Annotated in this window: 16 protein-coding genes; 13 read left to right on the top strand and 3 right to left on the bottom strand. The window is 71.4% G+C overall.

Annotated elements, in window-relative coordinates; translation table 11 throughout:
* Positions 1 to 18 precede the first annotated feature (18 nt).
* The 8 genes from alaS to Microterr_RS06270 are packed head-to-tail and all read left to right on the top strand — an operon-like array spanning position 19 to position 8,783.
* Complete coding sequence (gene alaS / locus Microterr_RS06305; RefSeq protein WP_263795515.1) at positions 19 to 2,679, top strand: alanine--tRNA ligase; 2,661 nt, start codon at positions 19 to 21, stop codon at positions 2,677 to 2,679.
* On the top strand, positions 2,676 to 3,149 hold the full coding sequence (ruvX, locus tag Microterr_RS06300) for a Holliday junction resolvase RuvX (protein ID WP_263795517.1): 474 nt from the start codon (positions 2,676 to 2,678) through the stop codon (positions 3,147 to 3,149). The genes alaS and ruvX overlap by 4 nt, the downstream gene beginning before the upstream one ends.
* Before the next feature lies 1 nt (position 3,150).
* Positions 3,151 to 4,578, top strand: coding sequence for an endolytic transglycosylase MltG (gene mltG / locus Microterr_RS06295; protein WP_263795519.1), 1,428 nt, complete (start codon positions 3,151 to 3,153; stop codon positions 4,576 to 4,578).
* A complete protein-coding gene (locus Microterr_RS06290) occupies positions 4,548 to 5,423 on the top strand; it encodes a shikimate dehydrogenase family protein (protein WP_318528807.1) in 876 nt (291 codons plus the stop codon). The genes mltG and Microterr_RS06290 overlap by 31 nt, the downstream gene beginning before the upstream one ends.
* Before the next feature lie 4 nt (positions 5,424 to 5,427).
* Positions 5,428 to 6,654, top strand: a complete 1,227-nt coding sequence (gene aroC / locus Microterr_RS06285) for a chorismate synthase (protein WP_263795520.1) — start codon at positions 5,428 to 5,430, stop codon at positions 6,652 to 6,654.
* Complete coding sequence (locus Microterr_RS06280; RefSeq protein WP_263795521.1) at positions 6,641 to 7,177, top strand: shikimate kinase; 537 nt, start codon at positions 6,641 to 6,643, stop codon at positions 7,175 to 7,177. Before aroC ends, Microterr_RS06280 begins: the two co-directional genes overlap by 14 nt.
* Positions 7,174 to 8,250: a 3-dehydroquinate synthase gene (gene aroB, locus Microterr_RS06275; RefSeq protein WP_263795522.1), complete on the top strand. Its 1,077-nt coding sequence runs from the start codon at positions 7,174 to 7,176 to the stop codon at positions 8,248 to 8,250. Before Microterr_RS06280 ends, aroB begins: the two co-directional genes overlap by 4 nt.
* Entirely contained in the window at positions 8,247 to 8,783 is a 537-nt protein-coding gene (locus Microterr_RS06270; protein ID WP_263795523.1) for a GNAT family N-acetyltransferase, read from the top strand. Before aroB ends, Microterr_RS06270 begins: the two co-directional genes overlap by 4 nt.
* Positions 8,784 to 8,833: 50 nt before the next feature.
* Here the strand turns inward: Microterr_RS06270 and Microterr_RS06265 are convergent, their stop codons facing one another.
* The 3 genes from Microterr_RS06265 to Microterr_RS06255 all read right to left on the bottom strand — a co-directional run bounded on the left by Microterr_RS06265 (position 8,834) and on the right by Microterr_RS06255 (position 11,778).
* Positions 8,834 to 10,156 carry an MFS transporter gene (locus tag Microterr_RS06265; protein ID WP_263795524.1) on the bottom strand — a complete coding sequence of 441 codons (1,323 nt, stop codon included), beginning with the start codon at positions 10,154 to 10,156 and terminating at the stop codon, positions 8,834 to 8,836.
* Between the two features lie 11 nt (positions 10,157 to 10,167).
* Positions 10,168 to 11,043, bottom strand: a complete 876-nt coding sequence (locus tag Microterr_RS06260; RefSeq protein WP_263795525.1) for a shikimate dehydrogenase — start codon at positions 11,041 to 11,043, stop codon at positions 10,168 to 10,170.
* A gap of 111 nt (positions 11,044 to 11,154) precedes the next feature.
* Positions 11,155 to 11,778 (bottom strand): TetR/AcrR family transcriptional regulator, encoded by a 624-nt coding sequence (locus tag Microterr_RS06255; RefSeq protein WP_263795526.1) that lies wholly within the window; start codon positions 11,776 to 11,778, stop codon positions 11,155 to 11,157.
* Positions 11,779 to 11,845: 67 nt separating this feature from the next.
* Here Microterr_RS06255 and Microterr_RS06250 point away from each other — a divergent pair, with 67 nt between their 5' ends.
* The 5 genes from Microterr_RS06250 to Microterr_RS06230 all read left to right on the top strand — a co-directional run bounded on the left by Microterr_RS06250 (position 11,846) and on the right by Microterr_RS06230 (position 18,218).
* Positions 11,846 to 13,684, top strand: a complete 1,839-nt coding sequence (locus tag Microterr_RS06250; RefSeq protein ID WP_263795527.1) for a bifunctional sugar phosphate isomerase/epimerase/4-hydroxyphenylpyruvate dioxygenase family protein — start codon at positions 11,846 to 11,848, stop codon at positions 13,682 to 13,684.
* Positions 13,681 to 14,139, top strand: coding sequence for a type II 3-dehydroquinate dehydratase (locus tag Microterr_RS06245; RefSeq protein WP_263795529.1), 459 nt, complete (start codon positions 13,681 to 13,683; stop codon positions 14,137 to 14,139). The genes Microterr_RS06250 and Microterr_RS06245 overlap by 4 nt, the downstream gene beginning before the upstream one ends.
* Before the next feature lie 106 nt (positions 14,140 to 14,245).
* Positions 14,246 to 14,806 carry an elongation factor P gene (efp, locus tag Microterr_RS06240; protein ID WP_263795530.1) on the top strand — a complete coding sequence of 187 codons (561 nt, stop codon included), beginning with the start codon at positions 14,246 to 14,248 and terminating at the stop codon, positions 14,804 to 14,806.
* Between the two features lie 3 nt (positions 14,807 to 14,809).
* Positions 14,810 to 15,220: a transcription antitermination factor NusB gene (gene nusB, locus Microterr_RS06235; protein WP_263795531.1), complete on the top strand. Its 411-nt coding sequence runs from the start codon at positions 14,810 to 14,812 to the stop codon at positions 15,218 to 15,220.
* Between the two features lie 4 nt (positions 15,221 to 15,224).
* Complete coding sequence (locus Microterr_RS06230; RefSeq protein WP_263795532.1) at positions 15,225 to 18,218, top strand: DEAD/DEAH box helicase; 2,994 nt, start codon at positions 15,225 to 15,227, stop codon at positions 18,216 to 18,218.
* Positions 18,219 to 18,220: the final 2 nt, after the last annotated feature.

Genomic DNA, 18,220 nt, shown 5'->3' with positions numbered 1-18,220 from the left:
CCACCGAGGATCCCCCGCATGAAGACCGCCGAGATCGCTCAGCGCTACCTGGACTACTTCGAGAAGAACGGCCACACGATCGTCCCGAGCGCCTCGCTCGTCACCGACGACCCCGCGCTGCTGTTCACGGTCGCCGGCATGGTGCCCTTCATCCCGTACCTGAGCGGCGACGTCCCCGCGCCGTACGCGCGTGCGGCCGACAACCAGAAGTGCATCCGCACGAACGACATCGAAGAGGTCGGCAAGACCCCGCGCCACGGCACGTTCTTCCAGATGCTCGGCAACTGGTCGTTCGGCGACTACTTCAAGGAAGGCGCCATCACCTTCGCGTGGGAGCTGCTGACCTCCTCCGAAGCGGACGGAGGACTCGGCTTCGACCCGAAGGACCTCTGGGTCACCGTGTACGAGGAGGACGACGAGGCGCGGGAGCTGTGGCTCCGCATCGCCGGCCTGCCCGACGAGCGCATCCAGCGGCTCGGCAAGGACACCAACTACTGGAGCACGGGCCTTCCCGGCCCCGCCGGCCCCTGCTCGGAGATCTTCTTCGACCGCGGACCCGCGTACGGCATCGACGGCGGTCCCGCGACCGACGACGACCGCTACGTCGAGATCTGGAATCTCGTGTTCATGCAGTACGAGATCACGGATGTGCGCTCGAAGTACGACTTCACGATCGTCGGCGAGCTGCCCGCGAAGAACATCGACACCGGTATGGGCCTGGAGCGCATCGCGTTCATCAAGCAGGGCGTCGACAACATGTACGAGACCGACCAGGTGCGCCCCGTCCTCGACAAGGCCGTCGAGCTCGCCGGGAAGACCTACGGCGCCGACCACGAGGACGACGTCCGGTTCCGCGTCATCGCCGACCACATCCGCTCGTCGCTGATGCTGCTGTCGGACGGCGTGACGCCGTCCAACGAGGGCCGCGGCTACATCCTGCGCCGGCTCATGCGGCGCGCGATCCGCGCGATGCGACTGCTGGGTGTCGACGGGCCGACGTTCGCCGACCTGTTCGCCGCCTCCCGCGATGCCATGAAGGACGCGTACCCGGTCGTCGCGAGCGACTACGAGCGACTCTCCCGCTACGCCCTCGCCGAGGAGGCCACGTTCCTGCGCACCCTCGCGGCGGGCAGCGAGATCCTCGACGAGTCCGTCGCGCAGACCACCAGCCGCGGCGGCACGCAGCTCAGCGGATCGCAGGCGTTCCTCCTGCACGACACCTACGGCTTCCCGATCGACCTCACCCTCGAGATCGCCGAGGAGGCGGGTCTCTCCGTCGACCGCGACGCGTTCGACGCGCTCATGAAGGAGCAGCGCGACCGCGCCAAGGCGGACGCGCGCTCGCGCAAGCGCCAGCTCGCCGACACCAGCGTGTACCGCGACTTCCGCGCGCAGGGCGAGACCGTCTTCACCGGCTACAGCGACCTCGAGACCGAGTCGCGGGTGCTCGGCGTGCTCGTCGACGGACTGTCCGTCGACCGCGCCACGCAGGGCCAGATCGCCGAGGTGATCCTCGCGGAGACGGCGCTGTACGCCGAGTCGGGCGGCCAGGTCGCCGACAAGGGCATCATCGTCGGCCCCGGGTTCGAGCTCGAGGTGCTCGACGTGCAGAAGCCCGTCGCCGGGCTCATCAGCCACACCGTCGAGGTCACCACCGGCGAGGTCGGCGTCGGCCAGCCCGCCACCGCAGTGGTGGACGCGGCCAACCGCCGTGCCGCACAGCAGGCGCACTCGGCCACCCACCTCGTGCACGCCGCCCTCCGCGACACGCTCGGCAAGACGGCGACCCAGGCCGGCTCGCTGAACCGCGCGGGCTACCTGCGCTTCGACTTCGCCTGGGGCGAGGCCCTGTCGCCGGACACCCGCACCGAGATCGAGGAGATCGCCAACAACGCGGTCCGGGACAACCTCGAGGTGACCACCCGCGTGATGAGCCTCGATGAGGCGAAGTCGCTCGGCGCGATGGCCCTGTTCGGCGAGAAGTACGGCGAGACCGTGCGCATGGTCGACATCGGGGGCCCATGGTCGCGCGAGCTCTGCGCGGGCACGCACGTGGCCTCGAGCGCCGAGATCGGACTCATCAACCTGGTCGGCGAGTCGTCCGTCGGCGCATCGAACCGCCGGGTCGAAGCCCTGGTGGGGCTCGACGCCTTCCGCGAGCTGGCGGCGGAGCGCGCGATCGTCTCCCAGCTGACCTCCTCGCTGAAGACGCCGCGCGACCAGCTGCCCACCCGCATCGCCGAACTCGCCGCCAGCCTGAAGGCCGCGGAGAAGAAGATCGCGGCGTTCGAGTCGAAGGCCCTCGGCGACCGGCTGCCGGCGCTCGTCGACACGTCGTCGGTGCGCGGGCCCTACCGGGTCGTAGCGGAGTCGCTCGGCACCGCCGCATCGACCGACGACGTCCGCTCGCTCGCGCTCCAGGTGCGCGACCGGCTCGGTGCAGAACCGGCCGTCGCGGCGCTCGGCGCCGCGGTCGACGGACGCCCCGTCGTCATCGTCACCGTCAACGAGGCCGCGCGTGCCGCCGGCGCCAAGGCCGGCGTGCTGGCGAAGGCCGCGGCAGCGATCCTCGGCGGAGGCGGCGGCGGTCGCGACGACATCGCGCAGGGCGGCGGCGCGGACGCGGCGGCGCTCCCGGCGGCCCTCGCGGCCGTGAAGGACGCCCTCGGCGCCGCATGACCGGGTTCCGACGAGGCGTCCGGCTCGGCATCGACGTCGGCAAGGCCAGGGTCGGTGTCGCGAAGTGCGACCCGGACGGGATGCTGGCGACCCCGGTGGAGACCGTGGCCCGCGACGAGGGCGCCGAGCGGCGCGTGATCGACCTCGCGACGGAGCACGGCGCCGTCGAGCTGCTAGTCGGGCTGCCGCTGAACATGCGCGGCGAGGACACCGCGTCGACCCAGGATGCGCGGGGCTTCGCCGCCGCGCTGGCGACAGCATCCGGTCTGCCGGTCCGGCTCGTCGACGAACGGCTGAGCACCGTCTCCGCGCACGCCGCGCTCCGTCAGTCCGGTCGCTCCCAGCGAACCTCTCGTAGCATTGTGGATCAGGTCGCCGCCGTCGTCCTTCTCCAGCAGGCACTCGATGTCGAGAAGAGCACCGGCCGCGCGGCCGGCACTCTCGTCCCACCCAGCCAGGAGCCCGCCTGACATGCCCGACCCGACGTCGAACGACGATGAGTTCGCCGACCTGTTCCAGAAGCTCCCTGATCCGCGCGGTCGGGTGACGCCGCCCGCGGTCGCGGGCGCTCCCGCGACCGAGCCCGCCGCCTCCGAGGCGCCCGGTTCCCGCCGCGCCGCCCGCGAGGCCGCAGCCGCGGGCCAGCAGGCGGAGCCCACGACACCGCCCCTGGCACAGACCACCGCACCGCCCACCGAGCCGGCACCCGTGACGGCCCCCGCGCCGACGTCGTCCGCCGCCGGGCTCGAAGACCTCTTCACCGGCAGGACGACCACCCAGGACCTCGGCCACGTGCCGCCGCCGCCGAGCAGGCGCAAGCGACGCGCCGGCGGCTGGATCGCCCTCGGCATCGTCGTCGTGCTGCTCGGCGGACTCGCCGCAGGCGGGCTCTGGGTGTGGAACTCGTACGAGCCGCAGATCCGCGAGCTGATGGGCTGGGAGGAGCCGCTCGACTACGAGGACGGCATGGCGACCGGCGAGGCGGTCATCGAGGTCGTCGACGGCGACACCGGCCAGTCGATCTCGCCGAAGCTCTACGAGGCCGGCGTCACCATGACGCCCGAGGCGTTCTACTCGTACCTCGTCGACACCGGCCAGAACCCGCCGTTCGTCCCCGGCGTGTTCCAGCTGCAGAAGAAGATGACCTCCGAGGCCGCGCTGGCCGCGATCCTCGACCCGGAGAACAAGCTGGAGAACTCCGCGGTGATCCCCGAGGGGCGCACGGTCGACAACACGCTCGAGCTGCTCTCCGAAGGCATGGGCATGCCGCTGAAGGATCTGAAGGCGGCCGTGAAGCACCCGGCCGACTACGGTGTCGAGGCGGACAGCCTGGAGGGCTGGCTGTTCCCGGCGATGTACACGGTGAACCCCGACACGACGGCGCCCGAGCTGATCCAGAAGATGGTCGACCGCACGATCGAGGCGCTCGACAAGGCTGACGTGCCCGAGGCCGACCGGCAGGAGATCCTCACCATCGCCTCGATCATCCAGCGCGAGGCGCGGTTCGAGGACGACTTCTACAAGGTCTCCCGGGTGATCCAGAACCGGCTCTCCCCGGATAACCAGGAGACCTACGGCAAGCTGCAGATGGACTCCACCGCGCAGTACGGCTACGGCGAGATGCACGACGGCACCGTCAGCTCCTCCGCCGAGGCGCTCGCCGACGACAACCCGTGGAACACCTACATCCACCCCGGCCTCCCGGCGGGTCCGATCGCCAACTCCGGCGAGCTCGCGATCGACGCCGCGATGCACCCCGCCGACGGCGACTGGCTCTACTTCGTCACGGTGAACCTCGACACCGGCGAGACGGTCTTCACGAGCAACCTCGCCGACCACGAGGCCGCCGTCGCGCAGTGGCAGTCCTGGTGCGCCGACCACCCGGATTCGGGGTGCTGAGCCCGGACGCCACACGGCTCGCCGTGTGGGGCGACCCGATCGCGCACAGCCGGTCGCCCCAGCTGCACGCCGCCGCCTACGCCGTGCTGGGCGCGGACTGGACGTACGAGCGGCGCCAGGTGCCCGAGTCGCTGTTCGCGGGCTTCCTCGCCGAGCTCGACTCCACCTGGCGCGGGCTCTCGTGCACGATGCCGCTCAAGGCCGCGGCGTTCGCCGCATCCGTCGTCCGCGACCGCCGCGCGAAGCTGACCGGCGCCGTCAACACGCTGCTGCTGGACCCATCGGGGCCGCGCGGGTTCAACACCGACGTGGGAGGCATCGTCCGCTCGCTGCAGGACGAGGGCATCACGGCCGTCGACGGCGCCCGGATCGTGGGCGCGGGTGCGACGGCGGCATCAGCCCTCGTCGCCCTCACCGAGCTCGGCGCCCGGCACATCGAGGTCGTCGCGCGGCGCCCGCACGCCGTGGCGCCGCTCGAGGCCATCGGCGAGCGGCTCGGCGTCACGGTGCGCCCGGTCCCGCTGGACGCACCGGCGCACGCGCCACTGCCCGTGACCGTCGCGACGCTGCCGGGGGACGTGCGCCTTGCCGCACCGTCGGCCGAGGCCCTCGCGGTCGGTGGCGGGCTGCTGGTCGACGTCGTGTACGGCCAGTGGCCCACCCCGCTGGCGCAGGCGTGGCCGGCGGGCGGCGGGCGGGCCGTGTCCGGCCTCGGGATGCTGCTGCACCAGGCCCTGCTGCAGGTGCGGGTCTTCGCCCACGGCGACGTCGACGCGCCGCTCGGCGGTGAGGACGTCATACTCGCCGCGATGCGCCAGGCGCTCGATGCGGGCGTGGGAGACTAGAGCAATGCTCCGCGTGCTCACGGCCGGCGAATCTCACGGCCCAGAACTCGTCGCCATCATGGAGGGCCTTCCCTCCGGCGTCCCCGTCTCCCGTGCCGCCATCCAGGCCGACCTCGCCCGACGCAAGCTCGGCTACGGTCGCGGCTCGCGGATGAAGTTCGAGGAGGACGAGCTCACGATCTCGTCGGGGGTCGTGCACGGCACGAGCCTCGGCAGCCCGATCGCCCTGCGCATCGGCAACACGGAGTGGCCCAAGTGGGTCGAGGTGATGAGCCCCGAGCCGGTGGAGCTCACCGACCGCTCGCGCGGACGTGGCGCGGCGCTGACGCGTCCTCGCCCCGGTCACGCCGATCTCGTCGGCATGCAGAAGTACGCCTTCGATGAGGCACGGCCGATCCTCGAGCGGGCCAGCGCCCGTGAGACCGCGGCGCGGGTCGCGCTCGGCGCCGTCGCCCGCGGATTCCTCGGCGAGCTCCGCATCCGGCTCGTCAGCCACACCCTGTCCATCGGACCCGTTCGCGTTCCAGACGATGCCGTGCTCCCGTCGCCGGACGACGTCGACGCGCTCGACGCCGACCCGCTGCGGTGCTTCGACGCCGCCACGAGCGCCCGCATGGTGGCCGAGGTCGACGACGCCCGCAAGGAGGGCGACACGCTCGGCGGCATCGTCGAGGTGCTCGCGTACGGCCTGCCTCCGGGGCTCGGCTCGCACGTGCACTGGGATCGGCGACTCGATGCCAAGCTCGCGCACGCCCTCATGAGCATCCAGGCGATCAAGGGCGTCGAGGTCGGCGACGGCTTCGAGACCACGCGTCGTCGCGGCTCCGCCGCGCACGACGAGCTGTTCGTCACCGGAGACGGCATCACGCGCTCCAGCGACCGCGCCGGCGGCACCGAGGGCGGAATGTCCACCGGAACCGTCCTGCGCGTGCGCGCGGGCATGAAGCCGATCGCGACGGTGCCCCACGCGCTGCGGACGGTCGACGTCGCCACCGGCGACACCGCCTCGGCGCACCACCAGCGCTCCGACGTCTGCGCCGTCCCTGCTGCGGGCGTCGTGGCCGAGGCGATGGTGGCGATCGTGCTCGCCGAGGTCGTCCTGGAGAAGTTCGGCGGCGACAGCGTCGCCGAGACCCGCCGCAACCTCCGCGCGTACCTCGACGCCATCCCGGAGACGCTGCGCACCACCGCGGTCAGCGACGCTGACCTGCTCGAGCATGACCTCGGCTGACGCCGGGGCCATCGTGCTGGTCGGCCCCATGGGCGCCGGCAAGACGAGCGTCGGACGACGGGTGGCGCGCGCACTGGGCACCACCTTCACCGACACCGACAAGATGGTCGTCCGAGAGCACGGACCCATCCCTGAGCTGTTCGTGCGGTACGGCGAGGCGCACTTCCGCGGGCTCGAACGGGCGGCGGTCACCGAGGCGCTGGCCGGCGGCGGCGTCGTGGCGCTCGGCGGGGGAGCAGTGCTCGACGCCGGGACCCGCGCCCAGCTCGCCGAGCACCGGGTCGTGCTGCTCACCGTCGCCCCGCACATCGTGTCGTCGCGCATCCTCGGCTCCGACCGCCCGCTGCTCGCGGGCGAGGAGGATCCGATCGCGCGCTGGCAGCGGATCTTCGACGAGCGCCTGCCCCTCTACGAGCAGGTCGCCGATGTCACCTTCGACACGTCGACGGGCCCCCTCTCGGGCGTCGTCACCGCGATCGTCGACTGGGCCCAATCGACCACCCGACCGGAGGACGAGGCATGACCGAGACCACCACGATCACCGTCGCGGGCGATCGCCCGTACGACATCACGATCGGCCGCGGCATCCTGTCCGGTCTGCATGAGACGCTGCCGCCCGCTGCGCGCAAGGTCCTCGTGGTGCACCCGCCCACGCTCCGCGTGCAGGCCGAGGCGCTCCGTGCCCAGCTGCTGGGTGATCGTGAGGTGCTGCTCGCCGAGATCCCCGACGCCGAGGCGGGCAAGCGCATCGAGGTGGCCGCGTTCTGCTGGCAGGTCATGGGACAGGCCGACTTCACCCGGACCGACGTCGTGATCGGCTTCGGCGGGGGAGCGGTCACCGACCTCGCGGGCTTCGTCGCCGCCACCTGGCTGCGCGGTGTCGCCGTCGTGCAGGTGCCGACCACGGTGCTCGCGATGGTCGACGCTGCGGTGGGCGGCAAGACCGGCATCAACACCGCCGAGGGCAAGAACCTCGTCGGCGCGTTCTGGCCCCCGCACGCCGTGATCTGCGACCTCGAGCTGCTCGACGGGCTCAGCCGCAACGAGCGCGTCGCCGGCTTCGCCGAGGTGGTCAAGGCCGGCTTCATCTGGGCGCCGGAGATCCTCGACATCATCGAGGCAGACCCCGAGGCGGCGATCGACCCGGCCACGCCCGGGTTCCGCCGTGCGATCGAACTCGCGATCGACATGAAGGCACGGGTCGTCGGCGAGGACCTCCGTGAAGCGGGCCTCCGCGAGATCCTCAACTACGGCCACACCCTCGGGCACGCGATCGAGCACGCCGAGCGCTACCAGTGGCGGCACGGTGCCGCGATCTCGATCGGCATGGTGTTCGCCGCCGAGCTCTCGCGCCTGGCCGGACGGCTCAGCGACGAGGTCGCGCAGCGCCACCGTGACGTGCTCGGCGCGCTCGGCCTGCCCATGACCTACCGCCCCGGCGCGTGGCCGCAGCTGCTGGCGACGATGCAGCGCGACAAGAAGAGCAGGGGCGGGATGCTGCGCTTCATCGTCCTGGACGACCTCGCGCGCCCGACGGTGCTGCAGGCCCCGGACGAATCGCTGCTGTTCGCCGCGTACCAGGAGCTCGCCGGGTGACCGAGCCGGTCGCGGTGCGCCGCGTGCGTGCCGACGAGTGGGAGCTCGTGCGCGCGCTGCGCCTCGCCGCGACGGCCGACCCCGACGCCGCCATCGCCTTCCTCGAACTCCACCACGATGTCGCGGCCCGGCCGGACGAGTTCTGGCGAGACCGGGCGGCGCTGGCCGCCGAGAGCGAGACGGTCGCCCAGTTCGTCGCCGAGATCGGCGGCGAGAGCGTCGGCAGCCTGTCCGTCCTCGTCAGGGCGACCGGTCAGACCGACCACCTCGGCAGGTTCATCGACGATCGCCGCGCAGATGTCGTCGGCGTGTGGGTGCGGCCGGACAGCCGCGGGATCGGAGCGGTGGACGCACTGCTCGAGGCCGCGGCGGAGTGGGTGTCGGCGCTCGGACTGCGGCGCGTGCAGCTGGACGTGCACCGCGACAATGCACGGGCGCAGGGCGCCTACCGACGGGCCGGTTTCGCGCCCACCGGCGAGACGCTCACCGGGCCGATCGGCCCCGAGATCGTGATGGAACGTCCGCTGCCCTGAACGACGGATGCCGCCCCCGCCGCAGCGGAGACGGCATCCCTCAGCCGCGATCAGGCCGCGACGGGCTCCGCGACCCGCTCGGCCCGTTCGCCGAGTTCGCGGGTGGGGACGGTCTTCGTCTCGTGGGCGGTCAGCGCGCTGATGGTCGCGATCAGGCAGATCACGCCGGTGAAGATGCTGATCACCACCCAGCCGCCGTCCGCGACACCGCCGAGGGCGGTCACGATGGTCGGCGCGAAGCCGGCCATCAGGAAGCCCAGCTGCGTGCCGATCGCGACGCCCGAGAAGCGCACCCGGGTGCTGAACATCTCGCCGTAGAACGACGGCCACACCGCGTTGGCCGCCGCATAGCCGAACGAGAACGTCAGCACCGCGAGCAGGAACGTCACGAACCCGTTCCCGCCGCTCATCGACAGCATGTAGAACGGCATCAGGACGGCCGACGACACCGCGCCGTAGATGAAGACCGGCTTGCGGCCGATCCGGTCGGCGAGCATCCCGAACAGCGGCTGGGTGCCCAGCGCGAAGAAGTTCGCGACCACGACGAGCCACAGGGTCAGGCTCGCGGCGAGACCCACCTCGGCGCCGTACGCCAGGGCGAGGTTGCCGAACACGGTCGAGACCGCGGCGATGAACGCGCAGCAGATCACGCGGAGCACGTCGCGCCAGTGGTCGCGCAGCAGCGGGATGAGCGGCATCCGAGCGATCCGGCCCTCCGCCTTGGCGTTCTCGAACTCGGGCGTCTCATGCAGCGACCGGCGGATGAAGTACGCCACCAGGACCACGATCGCGCTCAGCCAGAACGGGATGCGCCAGCCCCACGTGTACTTGATCTCGTCGGGGAGCGCGACCACGGGGATGAACACGAGCGCGGCGAGGATCTGCCCGCCCTGGGTGCCCGTGAGCGTCCAGGAGGTGAAGAACGACCGCCGGTCGTCCGGCGCATGCTCGAGCGTGAGCGAGGAGGCGCCGGCCTGCTCACCGGCGGCGGACAGGCCCTGCATGAGACGGCAGAGCACCAGCAGTGCCGGGGCGAACCACCCGATCTGCTCGAAGCCGGGGAGACAGCCGATGATGAACGTCGACACGCCCATCAGGACCAGGGTGAACATCAGGACCTTCTGGCGGCCGATGCGGTCGCCGAAGTGACCGAGGATGACCGCGCCGACCGGACGCGCGATGTACGCGAATCCGAAGGTCGCGAACGACATCACGAGGGCGGCGTCATCCCCGGAGGGGAAGAACACGGTCGGGAAGATGAGCGCGGCGGCCGACCCGAACAGGAAGAAGTCGTAGTACTCGACGGCGCTGCCCATGAAGCTGGCGATCGCCGCCTTCACAGGGGTCTTCCGCGTCGTTGCGGAGGTGGTCATGGATGCTCCAATCAGATGAGGATGGGTTGGGGTGCGACAAGGGACTGGAAGTGGCGGGTCATGCGGTCGGCGTCCGGGCGGACGCCGGTGATCAGCTCGAAGGCGTCGACGGCCTGGTACACGGCCATGCGGCCGCCGTCGAGCGTGCGACAGCCCGCGGCGCGCGCCGCCTGCAGCAGCGCAGTGTCGAACGGACGGTAGACGATGTCGGCGACCCAGAGCTCCGACCGCAGCAGGTCGGGGGAGAAGGGGGTGCCCGGGTGCTCCTTCATGCCGGTCGGGGTGCAGTGCACGACGCCGTCCGCCCGCGCGAGGAGGTCGGGGAGGTCATCGGGTGCGGCACTCGCGACGGGCCGGTCGTGGCGTGCGGCCAGTTCGCGGGCGAGCTCGCCGGCGCGGGTCTCGTCGACATCGACCACCGTGAGGCGCGTCACTCCGAGGCGCATGAGCGCGTCCGCGACCGCGGAGCCGGCGCCGCCGGCCCCGAGGATCACGACGTCGCCGGTCGCGGCACCGGGCAGTCCCGCGCGGAAGCCCGCCTCGAAGCCGGTGGTGTCGGTGTTGTAGCCCGTGCGACCGTCGGGGGAGAACAGCACGGTGTTCACGGCGCCGAGCGCCGCAGCGCGCGGGTCCACCTCATCGAGGTGGTCGAGGACGAGTCGCTTGCAGGGATGCGTGATGTTGAGGGCGTCGAAGCCGAGCCGCTCCGTCCAGGCCAGCACGTCGCCGATGTCCTCCGGGGCGATCGCCAGTTCGGTGAGGTCGATCGTGCGGTAGACGTAGTCGAGTCCGAGCGCACGCGCCGCCTCCATGTGCATGGGAGGAGTCAGCGACGGGGTGACGCCGGTGCCGACGAGGCCGACGAGATACGGGCGTGCCGCTGTCACGAGTACTCCTTCGTACGTTCGGTTCCAGTAATGTACTAACTGGTACGTTCACAGTGAACACGCGAAGAAGCGTCGTGTCAAGAGGGGAACCCGGCTGCGCCGGTCAGCGGATCAGACGGTCAGCCAGCCGACGACGACATCGCCGATGATCGCGCGCATGTGCTCGCGGCGCTTCGGGTCGTCGAACGAGATGTCGAAGAGGTACCCGAATGTGTAGCGGTTCGCCACCTGGAACACGCAGTAGGCGCTGATGACGAGGTGCACGTCGATCGCATCGACGTCGGTGCGGAAGACGCCGCTCGCACGACCGCGCTCGAGGATCTCGTCGAGGAGCGTCTTGGCGGGCTGCCCGAGCGACTTGAGGGTCTCGATCTGGCGGATGGACTCGCCGCGGTGGATGTTCTCGATCGCCACCAGGCGCACGAAGGCCGCGTGCGAGACGTGGTGATCGAAGGTGAGCTCGGCGAGCCGCCTCACCGCGACGACGGGGTCGGTGCTGTCGACGTCGATCGCACGCTCGGCCTCGCGGATGCCGCGGTAGGCGCTCTCGAGGACAGCCCGGTACAGACCTTCCTTGCTGCCGAAGTAGTAGTAGATCATGCGCTTCGTCGTGCGGGTGCGCTCGGCGATGACGTCGACCCTGGCGCCGGAGTAGCCGTCCTCGGCGAACACCTCGGTCGCCACCGCGAGCAGCTCGGCGCGGGTGCGTTCGGCGTCTCGCTGCAGGGTGGTCACGCCGCCAGGATAGCCCAGCGGGGGAGCGACCCTACCCGCACAATGTACCAACTGGTACATTGACGCCATGCGGACATCGATCGCGACCGTGTGCGTCAGCGGCACCCTCGTCGACAAGCTCCACGCCTGCGCGGCCGCCGGCTTCGACGGAGTGGAGATCTTCGAGCCCGACCTGATCGCGGCCCCCGAGAGCCCGGAAGAGGTGCGCGCCCTCGCCGCGCGCCTCGGGCTCACGCTCGACCTCTACCAGCCGATGCGCGATGTCGAGGGCGTCGACGAGGCCGGGTTCGAGCGGGTCCTCGCCCGCGCGGAGGCGAAGTTCGCGCTCATGCAGCGCCTCGGCATGGATCTGGTGCTCTGCTGCAGCAACGTCGCCACCGCGACGATCGACGACGACGACACGAGCGCCGGCCAGTTGCGTCGCCTCGGCGACCTCGCGACCCGCTACGGCGTGCGCATCGCCTACGAGGCGCTGGCCTGGGGTCGCTTCGTCGACGACTACCGCCGCTCGTGGGAGATCGTCCGCCGCGCCGACCACCCGGCGGTCGGCCTCTGCCTCGACTCGTTCCACATCCTCTCGCGCGGACACGACCCCGCAGCGATCGAGCAGATCCCCGGCGAGAAGATCTTCTTCGTCCAGCTGGCGGATGCGCCCCTCCTGTCGATGGACGTGCTGTCGTGGAGTCGCCACCACCGCCTGTTCCCCGGCGAGGGCGGGTTCGACCTCGCCGGGTTCGTCGGGCACGTCCTGCGCGCCGGGTACGACGGCCCGCTCTCGCTCGAGGTGTTCAACGACACGTTCCGGCAGACGGATCCCGCGCGCACGGCACTGCACGCGCGTCGCTCGCTCCGCTGGCTGGAGGATCGCACGGCCAGGGGCGGCAGCATCCCCTCCACCGCACCCGTCGCCCTGCTGCCCGACAGCGCGGAGCCCGCCGGGTTCGACTTCGTCGAGATCCGCGCCGAGGACACGTCCGAGATCGAAGGGATGCTGGCCAGTGTCGGCTTCACCCCGCGGGGGCGCCATCGCACGAAGCCGGTGACGCTGTGGACCGCGGGGCGCGCGCGGGTCGTGCTCAACGAGCAGCACGCCCGCGACCAGGCGCCGCACCTGGCGGCACTCGGCTTCGAGGTGGACGACGCCGAGGCTGTCACCCGGCGGGCGACCGAGCTGCGCACACCGCGCGCCTACCGCCGCACCTACGCCGCCGAGCAGCCGCTCGCCGCGGCGGTCGCCCCCGACGGCACCGAGGTGTTCTGGGGCCAGTCGGCGGACGAGGGCGAGCCCGCCTGGGTCGCGGAGTTCGAGCACGGCGACCCGGTCCGCGAGAGCCGCATCCTCGACGTCGACCACGTGAGCCTCACCCAGCCATGGCAGGTGATGGACGAGTCGGTGCTCTTCTACACGGCGACGTTCGCGCTGCGGTCGGAGAGCGCCACCGAAGTGGCCAGCCCCCGCGGGCTGGTGCAGAGCCGCGTGATCGCGTCGCCGGGCGGGCGCATCCGGATCCCGCTGAACGTCGCCCCGCCGATCGTCGCGGAGCGCGGCTCGGCGACCGGCCTGCCGCAGCACGTCGCGTTCGCGTGCACCGATGTGGTGGGTCTCGCCGAGCAGGCACGGGAGCGAGGCCTCGAGCTGCTCGCCATCCCCGACAACTACTACGCCGACCTCGCTGCGCGCACCGACCTCCCCGAGGAGCGGATCGCTCGGCTGCGGGAGCTCGGCATCGTGTACGACCGCGACGGCGCGGGGGAGTACCTGCACTTCTACACCCGCACCGTGGGCCAGATCTTCTGGGAGTTCGTCGAACGCCGCGGCGGATATGACGGCTTCGGCGCCGGCAACGCCCCGATCCGCCTCACCGCCCAGAACGCGGACGGACCCGCTGGTAGGGTGCGACGGTGACCGCCCCCCGCCGCCTGCTGCTCGTCAACGGACCGAACCTCAACCTGCTCGGCGTGCGCGAGCCGGGGATCTACGGCAGCGACACCCTCGCCGATGTCGAAGCCCTCGTCGCCGCGCGGGCCGCGACCCACGGTTTCGAGGTGCGCGCCGTGCAGAGCAACCACGAAGGGGTGCTGCTCGACGCCATCCACGACGCCCGCACCGACTGCGCGGGCATCGTGATCAATCCGGGCGGCCTCACCCACACCTCCGTCGTGCTGCGCGACGCCCTGTCCGGCGTCTCGCTCCCTGTGGCTGAGGTGCACATCTCGGATGTGATGGCGAGGGAGTCCTTCCGCCACTTCTCCTATGTCGCCGACGTCGCCGTCGTGCACGTCATCGGGCAGGGCGTGCCAGGGTACGGGACGGCCGTCGACCTGCTCATCGACGTGATCGCCGGCCAGGCCGACGGCTGAGCATCCTGCCCTGCGCGGCAGCATCCCGTAGAATCGAACGTCGGCGCTTCGACAGCCTCCGCAATCCGCGTGAGCAGCGCCCCACACGAACGGACCTCCTTCCCTCATGGCATCCACCGCAGACATCAAGAACGGCGTCGTCCTCAGCATCGACGGCCAGCTCTGGAACGTCATCGAGTTCCAGCACGTGAAGCCGGGCAAGGGTGGCGCGTTCGTCCGCACGAAGCTCAAGAACGTCCTGTCGGGCAAGGTCGTCGACCGCACCTACAACGCGGGCGCGAAGATCGACATCGAGAACGTCGACCGCCGCGACTTCACGTACCTGTACAACGACGGCGACAACTTCGTCTTCATGGACGTCGCCGACTACGACCAGCTCAACGTGGCAGCGGCGACCGTCGGCGACGCAGCGCACTTCCTGCTCGAGAACCAGCAGGTGCAGATCGCGCTCAACAACGGCAACCCGCTCTACGTCGAGCTGCCCGCGTCGGTCGTGCTGGAGATCACCTACACCGAGCCGGGTCTGCAGGGCGACCGCTCGTCGGCCGGCACGAAGGCCGCCACGGTGGAGACCGGCTACGAGATCCAGGTCCCGCTGTTCGTCGAGCAGGGCACGAAGGTCAAGGTCGACACCCGCACGGGCGACTACCTCGGCCGTGTGAACTGACGCGTGGGCGCCCGCACCAAGGCGCGCAAGCGCGCCCTCGACATCCTGTTCCAAGCCGACGTCCGCGGCGAGGAGGTCGCGGCGACGCTGGCCGCGGAGGCGAAGCGCGCGTCGAACGAGCCCGCCCGAGAGGCCTCATGGCTGTACGCCCGTGAGATCGTCGACGGCGTGATCGACAACCGCGACGAGATCGACGAGCAGATCACCACGTTCGCGAAGGACTGGTCGCTCGCGCGGATGCCCGCCGTCGACCGCGCGGTCCTGCGCATCGGCGTGTGGGAGCTCCTGTTCAACGACGAGGTCCCCGCGGCCGTGGCCATCGACGAGGCCGTGGAGCTCGCCAAGGAGTACTCCACCGACGAATCGGGATCGTTCGTGCACGGCGTGCTCGGCCGCATCGCCCGCACCGTCTGACCTGATGTCCTGGCGCGCGCTGCTGCCGCCTGACGCCCCCGAGCGGCACACGCCGCTCGCGCTCGGCGTCGAGCTGCGCCAGCGCGAGACCGCGCGCGCGGCCCACTGGGGGCCGCGGCGAGTCGAGGCCGTGACGGCGCGCGACCTCGCGCACCGTCAGAGCGACCTGCTCGTGGGGCTCCGGCCGCTCGTGCGCGGCACCCGCGGACAGTGGATCAAGGGCACGGTCTCGTGGGATTCCGTGCGGCGCCCCGGCGGCGCCCACGATCCGGCTCAGGCCAGGTGGTTCGCCGAGCTGTACACGCTGGCGCGAGATCTGCGCGTGCTCGGCGCGTTCAGCGACGTCTCGGAGTGGGTCACGCTCGACGCGGTCGAGTCGGCGCTGCTGTGGGCCCATCTCGCCCGCGCGACCGATCTGGGCATCCCGTTCGTGCCGACCAGACCGGGGCTCAGCGTGCGGCTCGCCGAAGCGGCCGAGGCGACTCTCGAGATCGCCCCCGACGGGGCGGGGCTCCGCCTGTCCGCGCACGTCCGCATCGACGGCGCGCCGGTGGACGGCGCGACCGTGCGTCCGGTCGGCCGCACCGGCGTGTACGCCTTCGCGATCGAGGGCCCCGCCGTGGCGCTCACCCTCGCACCCGCGCCACTCGGCGACGCCGTGCACGCCGTGCTCGCCAGCGGAGCGCCGCTCACCGTCCCCGCGGCCGACCGCGCGGAGTTCCTGCGCGACGCGTACCCGCGCCTCAGCCGCCAGGGCGACGTCTCGGCCGCACGCGGCTTCGAGCCCCCGCCGATCGCACCGCCGGTCCTCGTGGCGCGCGTGCGGTTCCACCCGGGCGACGAGATCGCGCACACGCTCGAGTGGGAGTACCCGGATGGCCGGCGCCATCCCTACCCGCCGGGCGGCGGCCCCGAGCGCGACAGCGACGGCGAAGCGCATCTGCGCACCGTCGTCGAGCACGCGTGGACGCAGGCGGGCCCGCTCGCCTTCGCCGCGGAGGGGATGCTGCGCGGCATCGACGCGGCGGAGTTCGGCGCGCATGTGCTCCCGGCCCTCGAAGCCCTGGACGGCGTCCGGGTGGAGGTGAGCGGCGCACCGCGCGCGTACCACGAGCTGACCGGCGATCCGCGGATCACCGTGTCGACGCTGGAGACCACCGACGTGGACTGGTTCGATCTCGGCGTGCTCGTCACCATCGACGGCCGCCGCATCCCCTTCCGGCCCCTGTTCACCGCGCTCGCCCTCGGACGCAAGAAGCTGCTGCTGAGCGATGGCCGGTACTTCTCCCTCGCGCACCCCGCGCTGCACCGGCTCCGCGACCTCATCGACGAGGCCGCCGACCTCGACGAATGGGAGACCGGGCCGCGGATCAGCCGCTATCAGCTGCCGCTCTGGTCGGATTTCGAGGATCTCGCCGACGTCTCGGAGCCCGCGGTCTCGTGGCGCGAGACGGCGAGCGCGCTGCGCGACGTCGAGCGGGTCGAGTCGACCCCTCCGCCGGCGGGCCTCACCGCGGAGCTGCGCCCGTACCAGCAGGCGGGGCTCGACTGGCTGGCGTTCCTCTGGCAGCACCGGCTCGGCGGCATCCTCGCCGACGACATGGGGCTCGGGAAGACCCTGCAGGTGCTCGCCCTCCTCGCGCACGCCAGGGAGCGCGGCGAGCGCCGCCCGTTCCTCGTCGTCGCCCCCACCTCGGTGCTCTCGACCTGGCGGGATGAGGCAGCGCGGTTCGCGCCGGACCTCGCCGTGCGGCTCATCCAGAGCACCGAGGCGAAGAGCGGGATGCCGGTGTCCGCCGCCGCCGCGGACGCCGACGTCGTCGTCACCTCGTACACGCTGCTGCGCCTGGACGAGCCCGCGTTCACGGCTCTCGAGTGGGGGATCGTGGTCCTCGACGAGGCGCAGTTCGTGAAGAACCCGCAGACCCGCCTCTACCGTGCCGCCCACGCGCTGCGGACCCCCGTCGCCTTCGCCGTCACCGGCACGCCGCTGGAGAACACACTCGGCGAGCTGTGGACGATCCTCTCGCTCACGTCGCCCGGGCTGTTCCCCTCCGCCCGGCGCTTCCGCGAGGAGTACATCAAGCCGATCGAGCGAGGCAAGGTGCCGGAGAACGCCGAGGGCGGCCCGTATCGCGCGCGCCGGCTCGAGCGCCTGCGCCACCGCATCCGTCCGTTCCTCCTGCGCCGGACGAAGGACCTCGTCGCCACCGACCTCCCGCCGCGTCAGGAGCAGGAGCTGCACATCGAGCTGAACGCCGCGCACCGGGCGGTGTACGACACGGTGCTGCAGCGCGAGCGCAGGAAGATCCTGGGCCTGCTCGACGATCTCGACCGCAACCGGTTCATCGTCTTCCGCTCGCTCACCCTCCTGCGGATGCTGGCGCTCGCGCCATCGCTCGTGGACGCGGACGACGGGTCGGTGCGCTCGAGCAAGCTCGACGCGCTCCTGGAACAGCTCGACGAGATCGTGGCAGAGGGCCATCGCACCCTCGTGTTCAGCCAGTTCACCTCCTACCTCGCGCTCGTCGCCCAGGCACTGGACGCGCGCGGCATCCGCTACACCTCCCTGGACGGCTCCACCCGGAACCGCGCCAGGATCATCGAGGGCTTCCGCACCGGCGACGATCCCGTCTTCCTCATCAGCCTGAAGGCCGGCGGCTTCGGGCTGACCCTCACCGAGGCCGACTACGTGTTCCTCCTCGACCCGTGGTGGAACCCCGCCGCTGAAGCCCAGGCCGTCGACCGCACGCACCGGATCGGCCAGACGCGGCCGGTGAACGTCTACCGGCTCATCGCGGCCGGCACGATCGAGGAGAAGGTGATGGCGCTGCAGCAGCGCAAGGCCCGCCTCTTCCGCGCCGTGATGGACGACGACGCGCTGTTCTCGCAGGCTCTCACCGCCGACGACATCCGTGGTCTCTTCGACCACGCGGACCGGCCTCCGAAGCCGATTTCCCCGGCCCGTCCCACGGGCTCCGGAGCACCGCTCGCGTAGAC

The sequence above is a fragment of the Microbacterium terricola genome (genome assembly GCF_027943945.1).
In the GTDB taxonomy this organism is placed as follows: domain Bacteria; phylum Actinomycetota; class Actinomycetes; order Actinomycetales; family Microbacteriaceae; genus Microbacterium; species Microbacterium terricola.
The sequence above is the reverse complement of the archived record's forward strand: the minus strand, read 5'-3'. Positions and strand labels throughout refer to the sequence as shown.

Bases quoted from the DNA above. Each gene is read 5' to 3' on its own strand.
- alaS (WP_263795515.1), top strand. From the start codon at position 19: ATGAAGACCGCCGAGATCGCTCAGCGCTACCTGGACTACTTCGAGAAG.
- efp (WP_263795530.1), top strand. From the start codon at position 14,246: ATGGCATCCACCGCAGACATCAAGAACGGCGTCGTCCTCAGCATCGAC.
- Microterr_RS06280 (WP_263795521.1), top strand. From the start codon at position 6,641: ATGACCTCGGCTGACGCCGGGGCCATCGTGCTGGTCGGCCCCATGGGC.
- aroB (WP_263795522.1), top strand. From the start codon at position 7,174: ATGACCGAGACCACCACGATCACCGTCGCGGGCGATCGCCCGTACGAC.
- mltG (WP_263795519.1), top strand. From the start codon at position 3,151: ATGCCCGACCCGACGTCGAACGACGATGAGTTCGCCGACCTGTTCCAG.
- ruvX (WP_263795517.1), top strand. From the start codon at position 2,676: ATGACCGGGTTCCGACGAGGCGTCCGGCTCGGCATCGACGTCGGCAAG.
- Microterr_RS06265 (WP_263795524.1), bottom strand. From the start codon at position 10,156: ATGACCACCTCCGCAACGACGCGGAAGACCCCTGTGAAGGCGGCGATC.
- Microterr_RS06250 (WP_263795527.1), top strand. From the start codon at position 11,846: ATGCGGACATCGATCGCGACCGTGTGCGTCAGCGGCACCCTCGTCGAC.
- Microterr_RS06230 (WP_263795532.1), top strand. From the start codon at position 15,225: ATGTCCTGGCGCGCGCTGCTGCCGCCTGACGCCCCCGAGCGGCACACG.
- aroC (WP_263795520.1), top strand. From the start codon at position 5,428: ATGCTCCGCGTGCTCACGGCCGGCGAATCTCACGGCCCAGAACTCGTC.